This is a genomic window from Citricoccus sp., assembly GCF_032154715.1.
In the GTDB taxonomy this organism is placed as follows: domain Bacteria; phylum Actinomycetota; class Actinomycetes; order Actinomycetales; family Micrococcaceae; genus Citricoccus.
Map to the genome: position 1 here is coordinate 13,867 of NZ_JALDXU010000026.1, position 20,368 is coordinate 34,234.

20 protein-coding genes are annotated in these 20,368 nt (G+C 69.8%); 3 read left to right on the forward strand and 17 right to left on the reverse strand.

Annotated features, from left to right (window positions below; all coding sequences use genetic code 11):
* Positions 1-12: 12 nt before the first annotated feature.
* From mutM to coaD, 6 genes are all read right to left on the reverse strand, one after another.
* Positions 13-948, reverse strand: a complete 936-nt coding sequence (mutM, locus tag RUH65_RS06565; protein ID WP_313816508.1) for a bifunctional DNA-formamidopyrimidine glycosylase/DNA-(apurinic or apyrimidinic site) lyase — start codon at positions 946-948, stop codon at positions 13-15.
* Entirely contained in the window at positions 941-1,687 is a 747-nt protein-coding gene (gene rnc, locus RUH65_RS06570; RefSeq protein ID WP_313816509.1) for a ribonuclease III, read from the reverse strand. Before rnc ends, mutM begins: the two co-directional genes overlap by 8 nt.
* A 7-nt stretch (positions 1,688-1,694) precedes the next feature.
* Positions 1,695-1,898, reverse strand: coding sequence for a 50S ribosomal protein L32 (rpmF, locus tag RUH65_RS06575; protein ID WP_115930987.1), 204 nt, complete (start codon positions 1,896-1,898; stop codon positions 1,695-1,697).
* 2 nt (positions 1,899-1,900) lie between these two features.
* On the reverse strand, positions 1,901-2,509 hold the full coding sequence (locus RUH65_RS06580) for a YceD family protein (RefSeq protein WP_313816510.1): 609 nt from the start codon (positions 2,507-2,509) through the stop codon (positions 1,901-1,903).
* 168 nt (positions 2,510-2,677) lie between these two features.
* A complete protein-coding gene (galU, locus tag RUH65_RS06585; protein ID WP_313816511.1) occupies positions 2,678-3,589 on the reverse strand; it encodes a UTP--glucose-1-phosphate uridylyltransferase GalU in 912 nt (303 codons plus the stop codon).
* 90 nt (positions 3,590-3,679) lie between these two features.
* Positions 3,680-4,150 carry a pantetheine-phosphate adenylyltransferase gene (coaD, locus tag RUH65_RS06590; protein WP_115930985.1) on the reverse strand — a complete coding sequence of 157 codons (471 nt, stop codon included), beginning with the start codon at positions 4,148-4,150 and terminating at the stop codon, positions 3,680-3,682.
* Between the two features lie 23 nt (positions 4,151-4,173).
* On the opposite strand from coaD, the gene RUH65_RS06595 reads away from it, so the two are divergent.
* Positions 4,174-5,424 carry an aminotransferase class I/II-fold pyridoxal phosphate-dependent enzyme gene (locus RUH65_RS06595; RefSeq protein ID WP_313816513.1) on the forward strand — a complete coding sequence of 417 codons (1,251 nt, stop codon included), beginning with the start codon at positions 4,174-4,176 and terminating at the stop codon, positions 5,422-5,424.
* On the opposite strand, the gene rsmD is transcribed toward RUH65_RS06595, so the two are convergent.
* From rsmD to RUH65_RS06620, 5 genes are read right to left on the reverse strand one after another with little or no spacing between them, the layout of a single operon-like run.
* Entirely contained in the window at positions 5,392-6,066 is a 675-nt protein-coding gene (rsmD, locus tag RUH65_RS06600; RefSeq protein WP_313816514.1) for a 16S rRNA (guanine(966)-N(2))-methyltransferase RsmD, read from the reverse strand. The two genes, RUH65_RS06595 and rsmD, sit on opposite strands and share 33 nt — an antisense overlap.
* Positions 6,067-6,089: 23 nt before the next feature.
* On the reverse strand, positions 6,090-8,339 hold the full coding sequence (locus RUH65_RS06605; RefSeq protein WP_313816515.1) for an ATP-dependent DNA helicase RecG: 2,250 nt from the start codon (positions 8,337-8,339) through the stop codon (positions 6,090-6,092).
* Positions 8,336-9,343, reverse strand: a complete 1,008-nt coding sequence (locus RUH65_RS06610; protein WP_313816516.1) for a DAK2 domain-containing protein — start codon at positions 9,341-9,343, stop codon at positions 8,336-8,338. Before RUH65_RS06610 ends, RUH65_RS06605 begins: the two co-directional genes overlap by 4 nt.
* 10 nt (positions 9,344-9,353) lie before the next feature.
* Positions 9,354-10,832 carry a polysaccharide biosynthesis tyrosine autokinase gene (locus RUH65_RS06615; protein ID WP_313816517.1) on the reverse strand — a complete coding sequence of 493 codons (1,479 nt, stop codon included), beginning with the start codon at positions 10,830-10,832 and terminating at the stop codon, positions 9,354-9,356.
* Between the two features lie 29 nt (positions 10,833-10,861).
* On the reverse strand, positions 10,862-11,947 hold the full coding sequence (locus RUH65_RS06620; protein WP_313816518.1) for an LCP family protein: 1,086 nt from the start codon (positions 11,945-11,947) through the stop codon (positions 10,862-10,864).
* A 209-nt stretch (positions 11,948-12,156) separates the two neighbouring features.
* Between RUH65_RS06620 and RUH65_RS06625 the strand changes: the two genes are divergently transcribed.
* Complete coding sequence (locus tag RUH65_RS06625; RefSeq protein ID WP_313816519.1) at positions 12,157-12,717, forward strand: DUF3515 family protein; 561 nt, start codon at positions 12,157-12,159, stop codon at positions 12,715-12,717.
* 36 nt (positions 12,718-12,753) lie between these two features.
* Here RUH65_RS06625 and RUH65_RS06630 read toward each other — a convergent pair whose 3' ends face one another.
* The 6 genes from RUH65_RS06630 to leuC form a co-directional block, all read right to left on the reverse strand.
* Positions 12,754-13,908 carry a D-alanine--D-alanine ligase family protein gene (locus RUH65_RS06630; protein ID WP_313816520.1) on the reverse strand — a complete coding sequence of 385 codons (1,155 nt, stop codon included), beginning with the start codon at positions 13,906-13,908 and terminating at the stop codon, positions 12,754-12,756.
* Positions 13,905-14,942: an NAD(P)H-dependent glycerol-3-phosphate dehydrogenase gene (locus RUH65_RS06635; protein WP_313816521.1), complete on the reverse strand. Its 1,038-nt coding sequence runs from the start codon at positions 14,940-14,942 to the stop codon at positions 13,905-13,907. Before RUH65_RS06635 ends, RUH65_RS06630 begins: the two co-directional genes overlap by 4 nt.
* A complete protein-coding gene (locus tag RUH65_RS06640) occupies positions 14,939-15,676 on the reverse strand; it encodes a lysophospholipid acyltransferase family protein (RefSeq protein ID WP_313816522.1) in 738 nt (245 codons plus the stop codon). The genes RUH65_RS06635 and RUH65_RS06640 overlap by 4 nt, the downstream gene beginning before the upstream one ends.
* A gap of 10 nt (positions 15,677-15,686) precedes the next feature.
* The gene (gene murA, locus RUH65_RS06645) at positions 15,687-17,015 is read right to left on the reverse strand and encodes a UDP-N-acetylglucosamine 1-carboxyvinyltransferase (RefSeq protein ID WP_313816523.1); all 1,329 of its coding nucleotides are present in this window, start codon (positions 17,013-17,015) and stop codon (positions 15,687-15,689) included.
* 120 nt (positions 17,016-17,135) lie between these two features.
* A complete protein-coding gene (gene leuD, locus RUH65_RS06650) occupies positions 17,136-17,738 on the reverse strand; it encodes a 3-isopropylmalate dehydratase small subunit (protein WP_313816525.1) in 603 nt (200 codons plus the stop codon).
* A gap of 1 nt (position 17,739) precedes the next feature.
* The gene (gene leuC / locus RUH65_RS06655; protein WP_313816526.1) at positions 17,740-19,236 is read right to left on the reverse strand and encodes a 3-isopropylmalate dehydratase large subunit; all 1,497 of its coding nucleotides are present in this window, start codon (positions 19,234-19,236) and stop codon (positions 17,740-17,742) included.
* Positions 19,237-19,339: 103 nt separating this feature from the next.
* Here leuC and RUH65_RS06660 point away from each other — a divergent pair, with 103 nt between their 5' ends.
* On the forward strand, positions 19,340-20,101 hold the full coding sequence (locus RUH65_RS06660) for an IclR family transcriptional regulator (protein ID WP_313816527.1): 762 nt from the start codon (positions 19,340-19,342) through the stop codon (positions 20,099-20,101).
* The last annotated feature ends 267 nt before the right edge of the window (positions 20,102-20,368 follow it).

A 20,368-nucleotide genomic window follows, 5' to 3' on the forward strand; every position in this document is an offset into this window, starting at 1 on the left:
CCGTGCCGGACGCTACCAGCGGGCGCGGCGCGGCACGGGCTGGCATCGCGGGCAGTAAGCCGAGGACCGGTTCATGAACCGGTCCTTGATGATCAGGCTCTGATGCCCCTCGGCCGCACAGCGCGAGCAGGGCCGGCCGGCCTGGCCGTAGACGTTGAGGGAACGGTCGAAGTACCCCGATTCCCCGTTGACGTTGACGTAGAGCGAGTCGAAGCTCGTGCCGCCCTGGGCGAGGGCCTGCACCATCACCGCGCGCACCGCTGCCAGCAGGCGTGCGGACTCGCTGCGGTTCAGCGTCTCGGTCGGCCGGGCATAGTGCAGACGCGCCTGCCACAGGGCCTCATCCGCATAGATGTTGCCGATACCGGAGATGAGTCCCTGGTCCAGCAGCGCCCGCTTGAGGCCGGTCTTGCGGCGGCGGAACCGCTGGTACACGGCCTCCGGATCGAAGTGGGGGTCCAGGGGATCGCGGGCAATGTGGGTCACCGAGGCGGGCACCAGCTGGTCTTCACGGTCCGACGCCGGCACCAGCGGGTCCACGAACAGCCCACCGAAGATGCGCTGGTCCACGAAGCGCAGTTCCAGCGCGGTCCCCCGGTCCTCGGCCTCGCCCTCGCCCTCGCCCTCGAGCAGGATCCGGATGCGCAGGTGCCGCGGGTCCGGGTCCCCCGGTTCGTTCACGAGGAGCTGACCGCTCATGCCCAGATGAGCCACGAGTGCCCTCTCGGGTGGAGAGCCGGCGGCCGCCAGGGGAACCCACAGGTATTTGCCGCGCCGCTCAGGGGCCGCCAGTCGCAGTCCGGGAAGCTGGGATTCGAAGGCGACCGCGCCGCCGTCGTGCCGGCGGGTGGACCGCGGGTCCAGCACCTCGACGCCGGAGACTGCGCGTCCGGTGGCCCAGGTCTCGAGGCCCCGGCGGACCACCTCCACCTCGGGCAGTTCAGGCACCGGTGGTTGCCCCGGTTCCGGCGGCTGCCGCCTGGGCAGCAGCCGAGATCTCGTCCCAGGAGTGGGCGGCGGCCTGGCGTTCGGCCTCCTTCTTGGAGGGGCCGGCACCGGTGGCGTAGGTGGTGCCGCCCACCAGCAGCGTGGCGGTGAACACCTTGTCATGGTCCGGGCCGGCCGATTCCATCCGGTACTCGATGGTGCCGAGTCCGCCATTCGCGGCGGCTTCCTGGATATACGTCTTCCAATCGGTGCCGGCACCCATGGCGAGCTTGTCCGCGAGCAGCGGGATGACCAGCCGGTGGACGAGGTCATGGGCAGCGGGCAGCCCCTGGTCCATGTAGGTGGCGCCGATGAGTGCCTCCAGGGTGTCCGCCAGGATGGAGTCCTTGTCCGCCCCGCGCGTCCGCCGTTCGCCCTCGCCGAGCAGCACGGCGGGGCCGATGCCGATGGTGCGGGCCACGGAGGCCAGGGCACGGGTGGAGACGACGGCGGCACGCATCTTCGCCAGGTTCCCCTCGGGGAGGTCTGGATAGGTGCGATAGAGGTGGTCGGTCACCACGAAGCCGAGCACCGAGTCACCGAGGAACTCGAGGCGCTCGTTGGTGGGCAGTCCGCCGTGCTCATACGAGTAGGAGCGGTGCGTCAGGGCAAGCACAAGCGTCTCGGGGTCGATGGTGACCGCGCCCCGGCGCCGCCCGGACTGCTGTCCGGACGTCTGGACCGACTTCCGTGGCGCCATGGGCACCTCAGGCGTCGGCGACCTTGCGGCCCTTGTATTCCATGAACAACGGCGTACCGGCAGAGTCGGTCACGACCTGGGCCTGGTGCGGCAGGCGGTAGGTGACGCGGCCGTTTTCCACGGACTTCACCAGCGGGGGCACGGTGGCCTTCCACTGGGAGCGGCGGGCACGGGTGTTGGAACGGGACATCTTCCGCTTCGGGACTGCCACGGCTATCTCTCTTCTGTCTCGTCGGATGAGGTCTTCGTCTCCGGGCCGGCGGTGCCGGACTCGGAGGTCTTCGTCAGTTCGGCCAAGGCCGCCCAGCGTGGATCCAGCTGTTCGTGGACGTGGTCGTCCGGGGCGTCCTCCAGTCGGATGCCGCATTCGGAGCACAGGCCCTGACATTCCGGCCGGCAGACCGGCTGGAAGGGCAAGGCTGTGACCACGGCGTCCCGGAGGACTGGCTCCAGATCCACCGTCTCGTGCACCACCAGGCGCTCTTCGTCGCTCCCACCCTCTGGGGCGGACGCGAGGAACAGCTCCTGCAGGTCAACGGTGATCCCGTCCTGGATCGGGTCCAGGCAACGACTGCACTCTCCCACCAGCTCGGCGTGAGCCTCACCGGTGATCAGGATGCCTTCGTGGACCGACTCCAGACGCAGGTCGACGTCCACGGCTGAACCAGCCGGAATGCCGATGAGCGGAGTGGACAGTGCCTCGGGGGCTGGCCACTGCTCCTCCAGGGTCCTCATGGACCCCGGACTGCGCACCAGGTCCTTGACGGAGACCACCCACCTATCAGCTGCACCGGCTACGGTCGGGGACGATGACGCGGACATCAGCATTCCTTCTTCAGCGGGCGGTGGTGGCGGTACGGATCCCTGCGCGCGGCTTCCACCGTACGCTGGGATCCAGGCAGGGCAGAACCCTCAGGACCGACTCACCAGTCTAGCCGCTCCGCTCTGCCGTTCCAAATGAACCGCCGGGCGGAGCTGGGGCCGTGCCGCTCAGAGCTCCGCGACGAACTCCTTGAGCCAGGGGCGCAGGGCAGGGCCCAGATCCTCACGGGCGCTGGCCAGCTCGATCACGGCCTTCAGGTAGCTCAGCTTGTCACCGGTGTCATAGCGCTTGCCGCTGAACACCACGGCATGCACACCGAACCCCTCGCCCTGCCCCTCGGCCAGGACCTGCAGGGCATCGGTCAGCTGGATCTCATTGCCGCGGCCGGGCTCGGTCCGCTCGAGGATCTCGAAGACCGCAGGGTCCAGGACATAGCGGCCGATCACGGCCAGAGTGGACGGGGCCTCCTCCACCGAAGGCTTCTCCACGAGGCCGGTGACACGCACCACGTCCTCCGGTCCCCCGGCCACCGTGGAGACCTCGGCCACCCCGTAGGCGGAGATGTTCTCGCGGGGGACCTCCATGAGGGCGATGACCGAGCCGCCCTTCTCCTGCTGGACATCGATCATGCGCTTCAGCAGGTCCTCCTTCTCGTCGATCAGGTCGTCACCGAGGAGCACGGCGAACGGCTCGCGGCCCACATGCTGCTTGGCGCACCACACCGCGTGCCCCAGGCCTTTGGCGTCGTTCTGACGCACATAGTGGATGTTGCCGAGGTTGGTGGCCTCCTGGATCTTGTCCAGTTTGCCGAAGTCCCCCTTGAGCTCCAGGCTGCGCTCGAGGGCGGGAACCCGGTCGAAGTGGTCCTCCAGGGCACGCTTGCTGCGGCCGGTGATCATCAGCAGGTCCTTCAGTCCGGCGGACTTGGCCTCAGCCACCACGTACTGGATGGCCGGCTTGTCCACCACCGGGAGCATCTCCTTGGGCATGGCCTTGGTGGCCGGCAGGAACCGGGTCCCCAGTCCGGCGGCGGGGATGATGGCCTTCTTGGTGCGAGGATTCCGCGAGCGCTCAGTCATGGGTGCAGGATAACCCGTCCGGGTTGTCCTGGGGCGACCGTGGTGCCACCGAGCCGGCGCCACGCCGGCTCAAGACGGTGCACGACCGGCTCACGATTCGTTCAGCCGCCGCATGACAGCCCGCGGCACGAACTCCGAGACATCCCCACCGAGCTGGCTCACTTCCTTGATCAGCGTGGAGGACAGGTGCGCGTAGCGGCTGTCGGTGGGCAGGAACACGGTCTCCACGCCGGTCAGGTGCCGGTTCATCGCCGCCATCGGCATCTCGTACTCCAGGTCGGCGGTGTTGCGCAGGCCCTTGATGATGGCGTTGGCTCCGGCCTTGCGGCAGAACTCGGCCAGGAGCCCCTCCCCCATGGGCACCACGGAGATCCCTTGGAGCGAGGAGACGGTCTCCCGGATCATCTCGATCCTGGTGTCCACGTCGAACCGGTACTTCTTCGCGTAATTCGTGGAGACGGCCACGATGACGTCATCGAAGAGGTTGGTGGCCCGTGCGATCACCTCCACGTGGCCGTGGTGCAGGGGGTCAAAGGATCCGGGGCAGACGGCTCGACGCATGCACCGAACATACTATGGAGCCCATGCCCGCCGCACGACAGCCGCACCACCCAGGTGCCGTCCCCCACCTTTCCGCGCGCCCCCACGTCACGCCCCGCCACCCGCCCTCGATCTTCGAGACGATGACCCTGTTGGCGCGCCAGCACGGCGCGGTCAACCTGGGTCAGGGCTTCCCTGACGCCGATGGCCCGGAGTGGATCCGGTCTCTGGCCGCCGAGGCGATCGTCACGGGCCGGGCGGACGGGGTCGAGCACGCCAACCAGTACGCGCCGGGCCGGGGTGACCCCGCGCTCCGCCGGGCGGTGGCGGATCACCAGCGCCGCCACTATGGGCTGGACGTGAACCCGGACCGTGAGGTCCTGGTCACCACGGGGGCCACCGAGGGCATCGCCGCGGCACTGCTGGCCCTCGTACAGCCCGGTGACGAGGTGCTGGCCTTCGAACCGTACTACGACTCCTATGCGGCGGTGGCGGCCCTGTCCGGGGCCCGGTTCGTCACCGTGCCGCTCACCGCACCGGATTTCCAGCCGGATCCCGGGGCCCTGGAGTCCGCCATCACCGGGCGCACCCGGATCCTGCTGCTGAACACGCCGCACAATCCCACCGGGGCCGTGATTCCCGCCGCACTCCTCTCCCGGATCGTGGCGATCTGTGCGCGGCACGGAGTCCTCATCCTCAGCGACGAGGTCTACGAGCATCTGGTCTACGAGGGCCGCCACCACCCCGTGGCCTCTGCCCCCGGCGGGTGGGAGCGCACCCTGACCGTCTCGTCCGCCGGCAAGAGCTTCTCCCTCACCGGCTGGAAGGTCGGGTGGCTCACCGGTCCCGCTGATCTCGTGGAGTCGGTGTACTCGGTCAAGCAGTTCCTCACCTATTCCTCCGGCCCCGCCTACCAGGCGGCCATCGCCCGAGCCCTGCCGGAGGGCGACGGATTCCTGACCGGGCAGCGCGACCGCTACCTCCTCGCCCGAGACACCCTGGTGGCCGGCTTGCGCTCGGCCGGACTCGACCCCGTGGTGCCGACCGCCGGGTACTTCTCCGTGGCCGACCTGGCCGCCCTCGGAGTGGACGATGCGCAGGCCGCAGCCGCGGTGCTGGCCGAGCGGGCCGGCGTCGTGGGGATCCCGGTGGGAGCCCTGTGCGGGCCGCCGGCACACCCGGGTGATCCCACGCCGTTCGGATCCTGGATGCGCTGGGCCTTCTGCAAGTCGCCCGAGGTCCTGACCGAGGCCGTGGCTCGGCTACAGGGGCTGGGCCGGGCCCTCTCCGGCTGACGTCCCGGCCGATGTCCCGGTCCCAGCCACTCCGTCCCGTGGGTCATCCCCTGGGGCCCGCTCAGCCTCATCCGGACCGGATCGCAGGCAGAAGTACAGGATGGTCTCGCCGTAGGTGCGAGACTCCAGCAGTTCGAGCCCGGCGGGCCAGTCCGGTGCGGCCGACCGGGCCGAGCGTTCCAGGACCAGCAGGCCGTCCGGTACCAGGACAGTGGAGATCCGCTGAAGTGTCTCCGCCAGATCAGCCCCGCCCAGCGGATACGGCGGATCGGCCAGAACCAGGTCCCAGGGGCCGGCCCCGATGGGTCCGGCGAGCACCCGGTCCACGTCCCCGGCGATCACCTGGACCACGCTCCGGCCCACCCGCTGGTTGACGGCGGCGGCGTTCCGCCGGCAGACGGCAGCGGCCCGCCGATCCCGCTCCACCAGCAGCACCGTCTCGGCGCCCCGGCTCGCCGCCTCGCCACCCAGGGCACCGGAACCGGCGAACAGGTCCACGACGGCGGTGCCCTCCAACCAGCCCCGGCTCGCCAGCCAGGAGAACAGGGCCTCGCGGGTACGGTCAGTGGTGGGCCGGGTGGCCTCGCCCGGGACGGACTCGAGCTGCAGTGATCCGGCCTGGCCGGCGATGATCCGTGGCATCTGTCTCCTTCGGGTGGGCCCGATCAGCCCTTCTCGATGTAGTCACCGGTGTCCTCATGTCCCGCCTCCCAGGACTGCACGGCCGCGGCCAGCTCCGGGTGGTCCAGCGTGCCCTCGGCAGACAGGTGTAGCCCGACCCACCCGGCGGCCAGCTCGATGAGGTCCGCGTGCTGGAGCACCCGCAGGACCTTCAACCGGCTCCCGCCGTGCTGGGCGGCGCCGAGCACGTCCCCCTCGCCGCGCTGCCGGACGTCGGCGCGGGCGATCTCGAGGCCGTCCTGCGTGCCGGCGACCACCTCGAGCCGCTCGATCGCCGGGTGTCCGTCCGGCAGCCGGGTGGCGAGAAGGCAGGTGGCTGGAGCCGTGCCACGGCCCACCCGCCCGCGCAGCTGGTGGAGTGTGGACAGGCCGAAGGCATCCGCATCGAGGATGGCCATGACGGTGGCGTTGGCCACGTCCACGCCGACCTCGACGACGGTGGTGGCCACCAGGAGGTCGAGGTCCCCGGCCACGAAGCGGCTCATGGTCTCGGCCTGTGTCTGCTGGTCCTGGCGACCGTGCAGTCCCGCGATGCGCACACCCTGCAACACGGGCAGGGAGGCCAGCCGGGGCACCATGTCCTCGACCGCGGCATCGTGACGGTGGTCCCGGGCCGTGCCGGCGGGGCTGTCACCACCGTCAGGACCGACAGCGCCATCACCATGGTCAGGATTGTCAGGGTTGTCCCGGACGTCGGCCGGATCGATCTTGGGGCACACGACGAAGGCCTGGTGTCCCGCGGCCACCTGTTCAGCGATCACCTCCCAGACGCGGCCGATGATCCGGGGGCCGTGGGCCATCCGGGCGAGGTGGGTGGCCACCGGCTGCCGACCGGACGGCAGCCCCGGCAGGAGGGTCAGGTCCAGGTCACCGAACACGGTCATCGCCACGGAGCGCGGGATCGGGGTGGCGCTCATGACCAGCAGATGTGTGCCCGGGTTCTCCCGGCGCAGCGCCTCGCGCTGGTCCACGCCGAAGCGGTGCTGTTCGTCCACGACCGCCAGCCCCAGGTCCGCGAATTGGACGGTTCCGGAGAACAGGGCATGGGTACCGACCACCAGGCCGGCCTGGCCGGAGGCGATCTTCAGCAGGGCCTCGCGCCGCTGGGCGGTCGTCAGCGAACCGGTCAGAAGCACCACCTCGGTGGACGGTCCATCCGGCGCGTCCAGCCGGCCGGCGTGCGCCAGGGGCCCGAGCGTGGCCGTCAGCGAGCGGTAGTGCTGGGCCGCCAGCACCTCGGTGGGCGCGACCAGGGCGGCCTGCCCCCCGGCGTCGACGACCTGCGCCATGGCGCGCAGGGCCACGAGCGTCTTGCCGGAGCCCACCTCGCCCTGCAGCAGCCGGCTCATGGGCCGGTCACGCGCCAGGTCGGCGGAGATCCTCTCCCCCGCGGAGACCTGGCCGTCGGTCAGGGTGAAGGGCAGTCGTGCGTCCAGAGCGGCCAGCAGCCCCTTCCCGACGGCGGGACGGGACACCGCATCCGGCGTCGCCGCCTGGTGGCGCCGCACGGCCAGCGCCCCCTGCAGCACCAGGGCCTCCTGCAGGGCGAACCGACGCCGGGCCCGGAGCGCGTCCGCCACCACGGCCGGGCGGTGGAGGTCCCGGTAGGCAGCGGCGAGTCCGGGCAGGGGGACGCCGTCCGTGGCCGCCTGCTCGAGCAGATCGGCCGGGACCGGGTCCGGGAGGGCGTCCGCGTCGAGGGCGTCCAGGACCGTGCCGATGCTGGCCCGCAGGACCCAGCTGGGGACCTTGGCCGTGGCCGGATAGAGGGGCACCGGGGCCAAGTCCTCTTCGCCCGGCTCCTCGGCCTCGTCCAGCACGGAGAAATCCGGGTTGTTCAGCGTCTTCTCGCCCCGGTAGAGGGCGGTCTTCCCGTGGAACATGGCCCGGTGGCCCGGCTGCAGCCGGCGCAGTGCCTCATAGCTGTTGAAGAAGGCCATGTCGAGGGAGGCCGGGCGCCGCGGGTCATCGTCCGTCACCGTGACGTCCACGATGAATCCGCGGCGGGAGTGCATGTTCCGGCGGTCCACGGACACCACCCGGGCGACCACGGTGACCTGGTCCCCGACGGGCAGGGAGGCGATCGGTGTCAACTCCCCACGTTCGATCCAGCGTCGCGGGAAGTGCTCCAACAGGTCCCGGACGGTGCCGAGGCCCATCTCCCGGTCCAGACGCTGGCCCGTGCGGCCGCCCAGGAGCCGGTCGAGCGGCTGGTTGAGCGGATCGGGTCTCACCCGGCGGTCTCCGGGTCCTGCAAAGAGGTGATCACCAGGTTCTCCGGTTCGCCGGCCTTGCGGACCAGGGCCTCTGCCGCCTCGTGGTCGTCCACGTGGACGTGCAGTCTCCACCGCACGGGGGCGTTGGCCTCGCCGTTCACCTCACCGGCGGTGCCGACGGGGCTCATGATCACGGAGTCCCCCATGTCATTGAGCTCGAACCGGAGGGTCGCGGCGGTGAGGGGATCCAGTGAGATGCTGCACATCAACTCATAGCCCACCGGTGAGTCCAGGCCCTCGTGGATGTGCGGGTCCGAGGCGGAGAACCCGTGCAGTCCGTCCAGCAGGCCCGGATCGATGCTGGTGCCCATGACCGTGGCCCGCAGGGAGTCGAGCACCAGCAGCAGTCCCATGCCACCCGCATCGACCACGTGCGCCGCCGTCAGGGCCGGCAGCTGGCCCTCCGTCTGGACCACGGCCTGCCAGGACGCTCCGACGATCGCGTCCAGGGCCGCACCGAGTTCACGGCGGCTCATGACCTGGTCGTCCGGTTGGCCCCGCAGGCCGGCGGCATGTTCGGACGCCGCACGGGCGGCCGCCGCGAGCACCGTCAGCATGGTGCCCTCCTGCGGATCGGACAGGGCGGCCCAGCAGCTGGTCTGGGCACGTTCGAGAGCCGCGGCCAGGGTCGGGGCAGCCAGTCGCTCATGACCGGTCAGCGGCTCGGACATGCCGATCAGCATCACGGCGAGCAGCGTCCCGGAGTTGCCGCGAGCCTGATCCAGCGCGGCACGGCCGGCCAGGGACATCAGGGTGCCAACGTCCTCCGTGGTCTCCTCGGCCACCGCGGCACGGGCAGCACGAACGGTTCCGTACAGATTGCTGCCCGTGTCACCGTCCGGGACCGGGAAGATGTTGATGGCATCCATCCGGTCTGAGGCATTGCCCAGGACGGTCTCCGCCAGCTCCAGCCACTGGTGCACCCGCGAGGGACTCCGGCGTGGACTCTCGTCCATGGTCATGCCCGGCGCCTCACCGGAATCGCATACCCGTCAGGGCCTTCTGGTTGGACTGCCCCTTGCCCCGGGTGGAGGCGCCACCGGCGCCGGCGGAGCGGCTGCCCTGGGAACGGCGAGCCGACGTGGGTTCCACGGCGTCCGACTCATAGGCGTACTGGTACGCGTAGTATGTGCCGCGCTTCTGCGGGACGCGGGTCAGCACCAGGCCCAGCACGCGGGCGTCCACGGAGACCAGGCTGTCGAGACCGCCCTGCAGCTGCTCGCGGTGGACGTAACCGTCCACGCGGTTGACGAGCATGACACCGGAGGCCATGGAGGCCAGAACCGTCGGGTCGGTGACCGGCTGCAGCGGCGGGGCGTCGAGGAGGACCACGTCGTAGCGGCCCTCGAGCTGGCGCAGCAGGCGGCGCATGGCCTCGGAACCGAGCAGCTCGGACGGGTTCGGCGGGATCTCACCGGACGTGATGACGTCCAGTTCGCCGTCGGGGCCCCAGGACTGGATGGCGTCCTCGAGGTCGATCTGGCCGGACAGGATCGTGGACAGGCCCACGGCTCCTTCCAGCCCGAGTGTCTTCGCGACACGTGGACGGCGGAGGTCGGCGTCGATGATGACGACCCGGCTGCCCGACTCGGCCATCATGATGCCGAGGTTGCAGGAGGTGGTGGTCTTGCCCTCGCCGGGGATGGACGAGGTCACGACGACGGACTGCGTTCCGCCGTCCATATTGGTGAACTTCAGGTGGGTGCGCAGCTGACGGTAGCTCTCGGCGCGAGGATCGAACTGATCGTCCAGCGAGATGATCGGCTCGTCCTCGGCCGACTTGTGATCGGCGAAGGCCCCCAGGATCGGGGCGTCAGTGATCCGCTCGACATCCTCGCGGTTGCGGATGCGGGAGTCGAGAAGAGTGCGGAGCAGGGCGAAGGCCACGCCGAGTGCGGCGCCGACCACCAGGCCGAGGACGAGGTTCAGGGCCACCCTGGGGCTCGACGGGGTCAACGGCACGGAGGCCTGCTCCACCACGGACAGGTCCACCAGCGGGTCGTTGGCACCCTCCGGATCCTCGACCTCGTACACGGTCGAGATCAGCGACTCTGCCACGGCGTTGGCGATCTCCGCCGACTGCGCGGGGTCCTCATGACTGGCCGAGAGGTTGATCAGCACGGTCTGCGGCGGAGCCGTGGCCTCGATTGTGGCGGCGAGACCCTGGACGGTCAGGTCCAGATCGAGGTCTTCGATGACGGGCGCCAGGACGCGCGGGCTGGTGGCGAGGGTGACATAGGAGGTGACCCGCTTCTCGGAGAAGCTGGAGCCCTGCAGGATGTCGCTCGCCGTGTCCCCGGAGTTCACGGCCACGAAGATCTGTGTCCGGGCGGTGTAGGTCGGCTTCGTCAACGCCGTGGCCCCGGCGGCGACGGCCACTCCCAAGAGGGTCACCAGCAGAATCGACAGCCAGTTGTTCCGCAGGATCCGGATGTAGTCGCGAAGGTCCAAGTCGCGATCCTTTCGTAAGTGTGTGCCGGTCACTGACCGGAAAGGTATGAGGCCACATCGTCTTGGCTCAACGCCGAGCCAATCTCCTCAATCGCCTGTTCGTCCGGCCAGACGACTGACTGGCCCCTCGCGCGGCCCACGCCATCGGTGGGCACCGTGAACATTTCCAGGTCGTCCGAACGGATGTCCGTCATGGTCCTGCCGATAGAGATCAATTCCCCTGAATTAAGGGTTTCATCGAGCGTCAGGTATGGAGACAACCCACCCACCATATCCGAAATCCTGCCGGGGTTTGTCAGCGTTTCCGCGGTCAGCACCTTTTGGGCCACCGCCGTCAGGAACAGCTGCTGATTCCGGACGCGCGAATAATCGCCGTCGGAGAAGGCATAGCGCTCGCGGACGAAGGACAACGCCGTGTCCCCGTCCATGTGCTGGGCGCCCGCCTGGAAGGACCGGCCCCCGTTGCCCGATTCGAAGGACTCCGGCACGGTGATGTCCACGCCGCCGAGCGAATCCACCAGCCCTTCGAAGCCCGCCATGTCCACGGCGGCCACATGGTCGATCCGGGTGCCGAACAGGCTCTCCAGCGTCTGGACCGTCTTCGGCACGCCTCCGAAGGAGTAGGCGGCATTGAGCTTGTGGGTTCCCTCGCCCGGGATCTCCACCCAGAGGTCACGCATGACCGACATCACGTAGATCGCCTCCCGGTCTCCTGGGATGTGAACCCACATCATCGTGTCGGACCGTCCCGCCTGGGGTACGCCGGCCAGGTTCTCCGTCTCACCCGAGCCGCCGCCGGAGTCGGAGCCGAGCAGGAGGATGTTCAGCGGCTCCTCCTTGCCCTCGCCGGCCGGGGCCTTGGTGGGACGGGACTCTGCCTCCGGGAACGTCGTCTCGAAGCGTTGGGTGTCGTTGTCGAACGTGGAGGCGAGATTCGCCAGGTATCCGATGGCCACGGCACCGGCCCCGATGACCAGGACCAGCACGATGCCGAGCGTCAGCCAGACGGCCCTGTTCTTCCGCTTCTTGCGGTGACCGCGGTCGGGCTGGCCCCCGGATCCATCGTCTCCCATGCCACCCATGGAGTCGGAAAGGTCAGACGAGGGTTCAGACACAGAGGTCCTCCAGGGTCGTTCGGTCGTGGCGGCAGTGGGTTTCACACGCGGTCACTGTGGCCCTGGGGCCCGCGGTGCGCGTGCCACCGGGAACCTGCCCGTCGCGGCCCCTCGCCTGTGGTGCTCGTCCCATGATAAGGCACTGTCACAGGCGCTCATCGTAGGCTGTCAGCATGCTTTCCCCCGGCGTGCCTCCCTGCAGTCCTGTGATGACCACCCCTGCCGAGCGTTCCACCGCATCCGGTCTGCCCCGCCCACGACTGTCCCGGGTTCGCGGGTTCAGGTCCCTCGGGTCCGTCGCCGTGGTGGGCGTCGGCTTGATCGTCAGTGGATGCGGCGCCCCCGTCGCCGATGTCCAGGCCGCGCCGGAGGCGACCGACCCGGTGTGCGCCGAGGCGATGGTGTCCCTGCCGGACGCCGTCGCCGGTTTCGACCGGCGGGAGACGGACAGCCAGGCCACGGCCGCCTGGGGCGAGCCCTCTGCCGTCATCCTCCGCTGCGGCGTCCCTGTCCCGGGGCCTACCACCGAGCACTGCGTGACGGCCAATGGCATCGACTGGGTCACACGGGACGACGGGGAGTTCTGGACCCTGACCACCTATGGCCGCTCTCCCGCGATCGAGGTCTTGTTCGATGACACCCGGGCGGCGTCGAGCTCGGTCATGGTGGACCTCTCATCGGCCGTGGGACGCATCCCCGCCACCGGCGGGTGCACCACCTCGGCGCCCACTCAGGCGCCGATCCCGGGGACGGACGCGCCGTCGCCGTAGTGGTGCCGGTGCTCCGAGCAGGCCACCGGGCCGGTCCTAGTGGAGTCCGGTGCCGCGCTCGAGAGCGAGCTGCAGGAGTTCGTCGATCAGTTCACCGTAGGCCAGCCCGGACCGCTCCCACATGGCGGGGTACATGCTGATCGGAGTGAAGCCCGGCATGGTGTTGATCTCGTTGATGACGAATTCGCCGGCGGGCGTGTAGAAGAAGTCCACGCGGGACAGGCCCTCGGCGTCCACGGCGTCGAAGGCCACCACGGCGAGCCGGCGCACCGTGTCGATGGCCGTCTCCGGCAGGTCGGCCGGGCAGGACAGGTCCGCCGCGGTGTCGTCCTGGTACTTGGCCTGGAAGTCGTAGAACTCGTGCTGGCCGGAGCCCTCGTGGACCACGATCTCGCCGGGCAGGGAGGCCCGCGGCGCCTGGACTCCAGGGCCGTCCAGCACCGCGCACTCGATCTCGCGGCCGATGATCCCGGCTTCGACGACGACCTTGGGGTCGAAGCGGCGGGCCTCCTCGATGGCGGCGGCCAGGCCCTCGGCCTGCGTCACTCGGGTGATGCCGAAGGAGGAGCCCGCCCGGGCCGGCTTGACGAACACGGGGAAGGCCAGGGCGGCGACCCGCTCGAGAGCGGACTCACGCTCACCACGCCATTGGCGGTCCGTGATGGTCTCCCACGGCCCGACCTGCAGCCCGGCGGCCTGGAAGGCGACCTTCATGAAGTGCTTGTCCATGCCCACAGCCGAGGCGAGCACGCCGGCGCCCACGTAGGGCACGGCGGCCATCTCGAGCTCGCCCTGCAGGGTTCCGTCCTCCCCGAACGGCCCGTGCAGCAGCGGGAACACCACATCGATGGTCCCGTGTGATGCCCCGCTCGCCACGGAGACGAGCTCGTGGCCGCCCCCCTCGGTACAGCGCAGCGCCAGCGGATCGGCCGGCTCCGGGACCTGCGGCAGGCCCCCGCCGGGCAGGTTCCAGTGCGACGGGTCTGCCTCGAAGCCGTGCCACCGGCCGGTCGCGGTGATCCCGACGGGCACCGCCTCGTACCGGTCCGGGTCCATCGCGTTCAGCACGCCGGAGGCGGTGATGCAACTGATCGGATGCTCGCTGGAGCGGCCTCCGAAGAGCACGAGCACGCGGAGCCGGCCGTGGGCGCCAGACCCGGGCCGTGCGTTGCGGTCTGGTTCCGTGGTCACGATCGTCCTTCCGATTTGAGGTCGCGGGCCAGCAGCAGCCCCGCCAGGGTGTCGACGTCGAGGGAGCCCGCGATCACGGCATTCATGGCCTCGCTGATCGGCATCTCCACGCCGTGCCGCCGGGCGAGGTCCACCACCGCCGAGACCGATTTCATGCCCTCGGCGGTCTGTTTGAGCCGCGCGGTGGCCTCCTCCACGCTGAGCCCCTGGCCGAGGTACCGGCCGGCCGTCCTGTTGCGGGACAGCGGCGAGGCACACGTGGCCACGAGGTCTCCCAGCCCGGCGAGCCCGGCGAGGGTCTCGGCCTGCCCCCCGAGGCTCTCGGCCAGGCGTGCGGTCTCGGCCAGCCCGCGGGTGATGACGGAGGCCTTGGAGTTGTCCCCGTAGCCCAGCCCGTCGCAGATCCCCACAGCCAGCGCGATCACGTTCTTGACCACACCGCAGATCTCGACGCCGGTCACGTCCGTGTTGGTGTAGGGCCGGAAGTACGGGCCCGAGGTCCGCACCGCGATCCACTCGGCCGTGGCAGGGTCCCTGGACGCCACCACGGTGGCCGTCGGCTCCTGGCGGGCGATCTCCAGGGCCAGGTTCGGCCCGGACACCACGGCGAACCGTTCGTCCGGCAGGTCCAGCTCCTCGGCGCACAGCTCGCTCATCCGGGCGTCGGTACCCCGTTCCAGCCCCTTGACCAGGGAGACCACGACGGCGGCCGGGTCCAGGTGGGCGCGGATGGCCGGCAGGTGCACGCGGACCTCCTGGGCGGGAATGGCCAACACCACGAGTCCGGCACCGGCCACGGCCTCCGCCAGGTCGGTGGTGGCACTCAGGCACGCCGGCAGGTCGATTTCCGGGAGGTAGTCGGTGTTGCGTTTCCGGGCGGTGATGTCCTCGGCCACCTCGGGACGCCGGGCCCAGAGCACGATCTCCGGCTCGACCACTCCTCGCTCGAGGGCGCTGTCCGCCAGGACCTTCGCGAAGGTGGTCCCCCAGCTGCCGGCTCCCACCACCACCAGTTTCTCGGGGCGCGCGGTCACGAGAACCCCTGGCCCCGGTGGCCCGCTTCCCGTTGACCGGTGCGTGGATTCCACCGCCCCTCCGGCGCATCCTCGCCACGGAGGACCTCGAGTTCGCCGGTGATGGCCGTCATGATGCGTTCACTGGCGGTCTCCAGCACGGACCGCGTCAGCGTGGACTCCCGCAGGTCCTCCAGGGGCACGGGGGCACCGATGCGGATCCGTCCCGTCCCGCGTGGCCGGAGCCGGGGCGTCTTGGCCGTCTTCGGCAGCACCTCGTGGATGCCCCACTGGGCCATCGGGATGACCGGGACCCCCGTCTTGAGGGCCAATCGTGCCGCGCCGGTCTTCGCCTTCATGGGCCACAGGTCTGGGTCCGCAGTCAGGGTCCCCTCGGGGTAGATGATGATCGCCCCTCCCTCGGCGAGGACCCGGTCGGCCGCCACGAGCGATTCATTGCCGCCGCGGGCACGGTCCACGGGAATCTGCCGCATCCGGGTGAGCATCCCCCCCACGACCGGCAGTTGGAACAGCTCGGACTTGGCCAGGAAGTGCGGCAGGTGGCCCAGGCTGTAGACCATGTGGCCCAGGGCCAGCGGGTCCAGATTGGAGATGTGGTTGGCGCACACGATGAATCCCGACTCCGGGATGTGGTGGCCGCCCTGCCACTCCTTGGACATGATGGCGTTGAGCGTGGGACGGACGAGGGAGGCCGCCGCGAAGTAGCCGGCGCGCAGTCCGGTGGATTCGGTCACGAGAGGTCCCCTAGCGGCCCGAGCTGCTCAGCTCGACGTCGGCCCCGAGACCGATGAGCTTGTCCATGAACTTCTCATAGCCGCGGTTGATGATCTCGATGCCGGTGGCCCGCGACGTGCCCTGGGCGGCGAGGGCGGCGATGAGGTGCGAGAACCCGCCCCGCAGATCGGGGATGTCGAAGTCAGCTCCGTGCAACTCGGTCGGTCCCGAGATGACGGCGGAGTGCAGGAAGTTGCGCTGCCCGAACCGGCAGGGCACGGACCCGAGGCATTCACGGTGCAGCTGGATGGAGGCGCCCATGCGGACCAGTGCATCGGTGAACCCGAAGCGTTCCTCGTAGACGGTCTCATGCACGATCGAGACACCGTCGGCCTGCGTCAGCGCCACGACGAGCGGCTGCTGCCAGTCGGTCATGAAGCCCGGGTGCACGTTGGTCTCCAGCACGAGGGGCTTGAGGGGGCCCCCGCCGTGCCAGAACCGAATGCCGTGATCGTCGACCTCGAACTCGCCACCGATCTTGCGGTAGGTGTTCAGGAAGGCGGTGAGGTCCCGCTGCATGGCGCCTTCGACGTAGATGTCCCCCTGCGTCACGAGGGCGGCCGAGGCCCATGAGGCCGACTCGTTGCGGTCCGGGATGGCGCGGTGGTTGAAGCCGGTGAGCTGGTCCACGCCCTCGATCCGGATGGTGCGGTCCGTCTGCACCGTGATGATGGCGCCCATCTTCTGCAGGATGTGGATCAGATCGTGGATCTCCGGCTCCACGGCGGCACCCTTGAGCTCGGTGATGCCCTCAGCCTTCACGGCGGTCAGCAGCACCTGCTCCGTGGCCCCGACCGAGGGGTACGGAAGTTCCAGCTTCGCCCCCGTCAGGCCCTTCGGCGCGGAGATGTGAATGCCGCCGGGGCGCTTCTCCACCACGGCGCCGAAACTGCGCAACACGGTGAGGTGGAAGTCGATCGGCCGGTCGCCGATCTTGCAGCCTCCCAGGTCGGGAATGAAGGCCTCCCCGATGGAGTGCATCAGGGGACCGCAGAACAGGATCGGGATACGGGAGTCGCCGGCGTGGGCGTCGATCTCCGAGCTGGTGGCGGACTTGGTGGCCGCCGGGTCCAGGCTGAGGTCCCCGGTCTCCGGGTCCTTGGTGACCTTGACCCCGTGGACGGAGAGCAGACCGGTGACGATCTCGACGTCCCGGATCTCGGGGACGTTGCGCAGGACCGACGGTTTGCTGCCCAGCAGCGAGGCCACCATGGCTTTGGGCACCAGGTTCTTGGCGCCACGGACGGTCACGCGTCCCTCGAGCGGCTTACCGCCGTTGATCGTCAGCAGATTTCCCATAGACAGTGGCATTCCTCCGTGGCCCGCCGGGGCGGGCCGTCGCTGGTGTGCGGATGGCCGGGACGGGCCCGGCGCAGATCCGCACACCAGCATACGGGGCGAAGCCGGATCAGTCCGGGATCAGGCGGTCCGGGCCGGAAGCGTGGCGGGCTTGTAGGCCGCCCGGCGCGCCTCGAAATCGGTGATCTCCTGCTCCGTGCGCAGGGTGAGGCCGATGTCGTCGAGTCCCTCCCGCAGACGCCAACGCGTGTAGTCGTCCACCTGGAAGCCCGCGCTGAACGAACCGCAGGTCACGGTGCGGCCCTCGAGGTCCACCGTCACCTCGGTGCCCGGGTGGTTTTCCAGCTCCTTCCAGATGAGCTCGATGTCCTGCTGGTCCACCTCGGCGGCCAGCAGACCCTGCTTGCCGGAGTTGCCGCGGAAGATGTCCGCGAAGCGGGCGGACAGGACCACCTTGAACCCGAAGTCCTTCAAGGCCCACACCGCGTGCTCGCGGGACGAACCGGTGCCGAAGTCCGGGCCCGCCACCAGGACGGAGCCGGCCGAGTAGGGTTGCCGGTTCAGGATGAACTCAGGATCCTTGCGCCAACCGGCGAAGAGGGCGTCCTCGAATCCGGTGCGGGTGATGCGCTTGAGGTAGACGGCCGGGATGATCTGGTCCGTGTCCACGTTGGACTGCTTCAGCGGAACGCCGATCCCGGTGTGGGTGATGAAGGGTTCCATGTCAGGCCTCCTGCAGCTCGGATGCGAACGCCGCCAGGTCGGACGGCGAGGACAGCGTGCCGCGGATCGCGGTCGCGGCCGCGACCACCGGTGAGACCAGGTGGGTGCGGCCACCCTTGCCCTGGCGCCCCTCGAAGTTGCGGTTGGAGGTGGACGCGCACCGCTCCCCCGGGGCCAGCTGGTCCGGGTTCATCCCGAGGCACATGGAGCAGCCGGCAAAGCGCCATTCGGCACCGAAGTCCTTGAACACCCGGTCCAGGCCCTCGGCCTCCGCCTCCAGTCGCACACGGGCGGAGCCGGGGACCACGATCATGCGCACGTTCTCGTCCTTGGCCCGGCCCTCGATGATCGCGGCGGCGGTGCGCAGGTCCTCGAGCCGGGAGTTGGTGCAGGAGCCCAGGAAGACGGTGTCCACCCGGATGTCCTTCATCGGCATGCCGGCGGTCAGGTCCATGTACTCCAGCGCCCGCTCGGCGGCGGCCCGGGCATTCGGGTCGTCGAAGTGCTCCGGATGCGGAACGGTGTCACTCAGGGACACCCCCTGCCCCGGGTTGGTGCCCCAGGTGACGAAGGGCTCCAGCTCGTCCGCGTCCAGGAAGACCTCCGCGTCGAAGGCCGCGCCCTCGTCCGTGGGCAGGCTGGACCAGTACTCGACGGCGGCGTCCCAGTCCTCGCCCTGGGGGGCGTGGGGACGGCCCTTGATGTAGTCGAAGGTCGTCTCGTCCGGGGCGACCATGCCAGCGCGGGCGCCGGCCTCGATCGACATGTTGCAGATGGTCATGCGTGCGTCCATGGACAGCGCACGGATGGCCGAACCCCGGTACTCGAGGACGTAGCCCTGTCCGCCACCGGTGCCGATCTTGGCGATGACCGCGAGGATGATGTCCTTGGCGGTCACCCCCTCCCGGAGGGTGCCCTCGACGGTGATGGCCATGGTCTTGAACGGCTTCAGCGGCAGGGACTGGGTGGCCAGCACATGCTCGACCTCAGAGGTGCCGATGCCGAAGGCCAGGGCACCGAAGGCGCCGTGTGTGGAGGTGTGCGAGTCACCGCACACCACGGTCATGCCCGGCTGGGTGAGACCCAGCTGCGGCCCCACCACATGGACGATGCCCTGTTCCGCGTCGCCCAGCGAGTGAAGCCGGATGCCGAACTCCTGGGCGTTGTCCCGCAGGGTCTGGATCTGCTTGGCCGAGACCGGGTCGGCGATCGGCTTGTCGATCTCCAGCGTGGGGGTGTTGTGGTCCTCGGTGGCGATCGTCAGGTCGGGGCGCCGGACGGCGCGGCCCGCCAGGCGCAGCCCCTCGAAGGCCTGCGGGCTGGTGACCTCGTGCATGATGTGCAGGTCGATGTACAGCAGGTCGGGGGTCTGGGCGTCGCCGGCACCGTTGCCGGGGACCACCACGTGATCCTGCCAGACCTTCTCGGCCAGCGTGCGCGGGGCCGCCGCAGCTGAGGCCGTTGCGGCCCTGTCTTCAGGGGATACCTGGGCTACCATCTCGTGTCCTTCCACCAGTGACACCCATACTCTGGCACCGCGGCGCCGACGGTGGCCATCACGGCTGCGGATGTCTCATATATTGAGACGGTAGTATCAGAGTATGGACACTTCGGAGCACCGGACACCGCAGGCCCTCCACACCCCGAGCGGGGTGGGCGTGGTGGACAAGGCCGCCGCCATCCTGGACGCACTCGAGGCAGGGCCGACGTCGCTGGCCGAGCTCGTCTCCGCCACGGGCATCGCGCGGCCCACCCTGCATCGCCTGGCGTCAGCGCTCGTCCACCACCGGCTGGTGGGCCGTGACCTGCAGGGCCGCTACGTCCTGGGCAGCCGGCTCTCCGAGCTCGCCTCTGCTGCCGGTGAGGACCGGCTGACGGCGGCCGCCGGCCCGGTGCTGTCCCGGCTGCGGGATGCCACGGGAGAGAGCTCCCAGCTCTTCCGTCGGCAAGCAGACGCCCGCGTGTGCGTGGCCAGCGCCGAGAGGCCCGTGGGGCTCCGCGACACCATTCCGGTCGGCACCCGGCTGTCTATGAAGGCCGGCTCCGCCGCACAGGTGCTGCTGGCCTGGGAGGACAACGAGCGCCTCGTCGAGGGCCTCAACGGGGCCGTCTACACGCCCACGGTGCTGGCCGCCGTCCGGCGCCGGGGGTGGGCACAGTCGCTGGGAGAACGCGAGCCGGGAGTCGCCTCGGTCTCGGCGCCGGTGCGTGGCCCGAGCGGACGGGTGATCGCCGCCGTATCCATCTCCGGGCCCATCGAACGATTGACCCGCCAACCCGGACGGGTCCACGCGGAGACGGTGATGCGCCACGCCCACAACCTCACCGAACTGATCCGGACCACTCACACCCAGACACGCTAGGCACCCAGCCAGGCACCCGGACAGCAGCGGAGTGTTCGCCCATTCGAGGCTTGGCGTTCGCCTCCCAGCCGTGACGTGGGACGCGGCCGTCCCTACGATGGGCCACGTGACCGAGCCAGCCATCGTTCCTGCCCCAACCGATCCTGCCGGGTCCATTGCTCCCGGCACCCAGCGTGACCAGGGCGGGGGGCCACCGCTGCGGGTCTCCGTGGTCGGGACGGGGTATCTGGGGGCCACGCATGCGGCGTGCATGGCGGAGCTGGGCTT

Excerpts from the sequence above, each read along its gene's own strand:
- rnc (WP_313816509.1), bottom strand. The coding sequence starts at position 1,687 with ATGGCGCCACGGAAGTCGGTCCAGACGTCCGGACAGCAGTCCGGGCGG.
- RUH65_RS06580 (WP_313816510.1), bottom strand. The coding sequence starts at position 2,509 with ATGTCCGCGTCATCGTCCCCGACCGTAGCCGGTGCAGCTGATAGGTGG.
- galU (WP_313816511.1), bottom strand. The coding sequence starts at position 3,589 with ATGACTGAGCGCTCGCGGAATCCTCGCACCAAGAAGGCCATCATCCCC.
- coaD (WP_115930985.1), bottom strand. The coding sequence starts at position 4,150 with ATGCGTCGAGCCGTCTGCCCCGGATCCTTTGACCCCCTGCACCACGGC.
- RUH65_RS06595 (WP_313816513.1), top strand. The coding sequence starts at position 4,174 with ATGCCCGCCGCACGACAGCCGCACCACCCAGGTGCCGTCCCCCACCTT.
- rsmD (WP_313816514.1), bottom strand. The coding sequence starts at position 6,066 with ATGCCACGGATCATCGCCGGCCAGGCCGGATCACTGCAGCTCGAGTCC.
- RUH65_RS06610 (WP_313816516.1), bottom strand. The coding sequence starts at position 9,343 with ATGACCATGGACGAGAGTCCACGCCGGAGTCCCTCGCGGGTGCACCAG.
- RUH65_RS06625 (WP_313816519.1), top strand. The coding sequence starts at position 12,157 with ATGACCACCCCTGCCGAGCGTTCCACCGCATCCGGTCTGCCCCGCCCA.
- murA (WP_313816523.1), bottom strand. The coding sequence starts at position 17,015 with ATGGGAAATCTGCTGACGATCAACGGCGGTAAGCCGCTCGAGGGACGC.
- leuD (WP_313816525.1), bottom strand. The coding sequence starts at position 17,738 with ATGGAACCCTTCATCACCCACACCGGGATCGGCGTTCCGCTGAAGCAG.
- leuC (WP_313816526.1), bottom strand. The coding sequence starts at position 19,236 with ATGGTAGCCCAGGTATCCCCTGAAGACAGGGCCGCAACGGCCTCAGCT.
- RUH65_RS06660 (WP_313816527.1), top strand. The coding sequence starts at position 19,340 with ATGGACACTTCGGAGCACCGGACACCGCAGGCCCTCCACACCCCGAGC.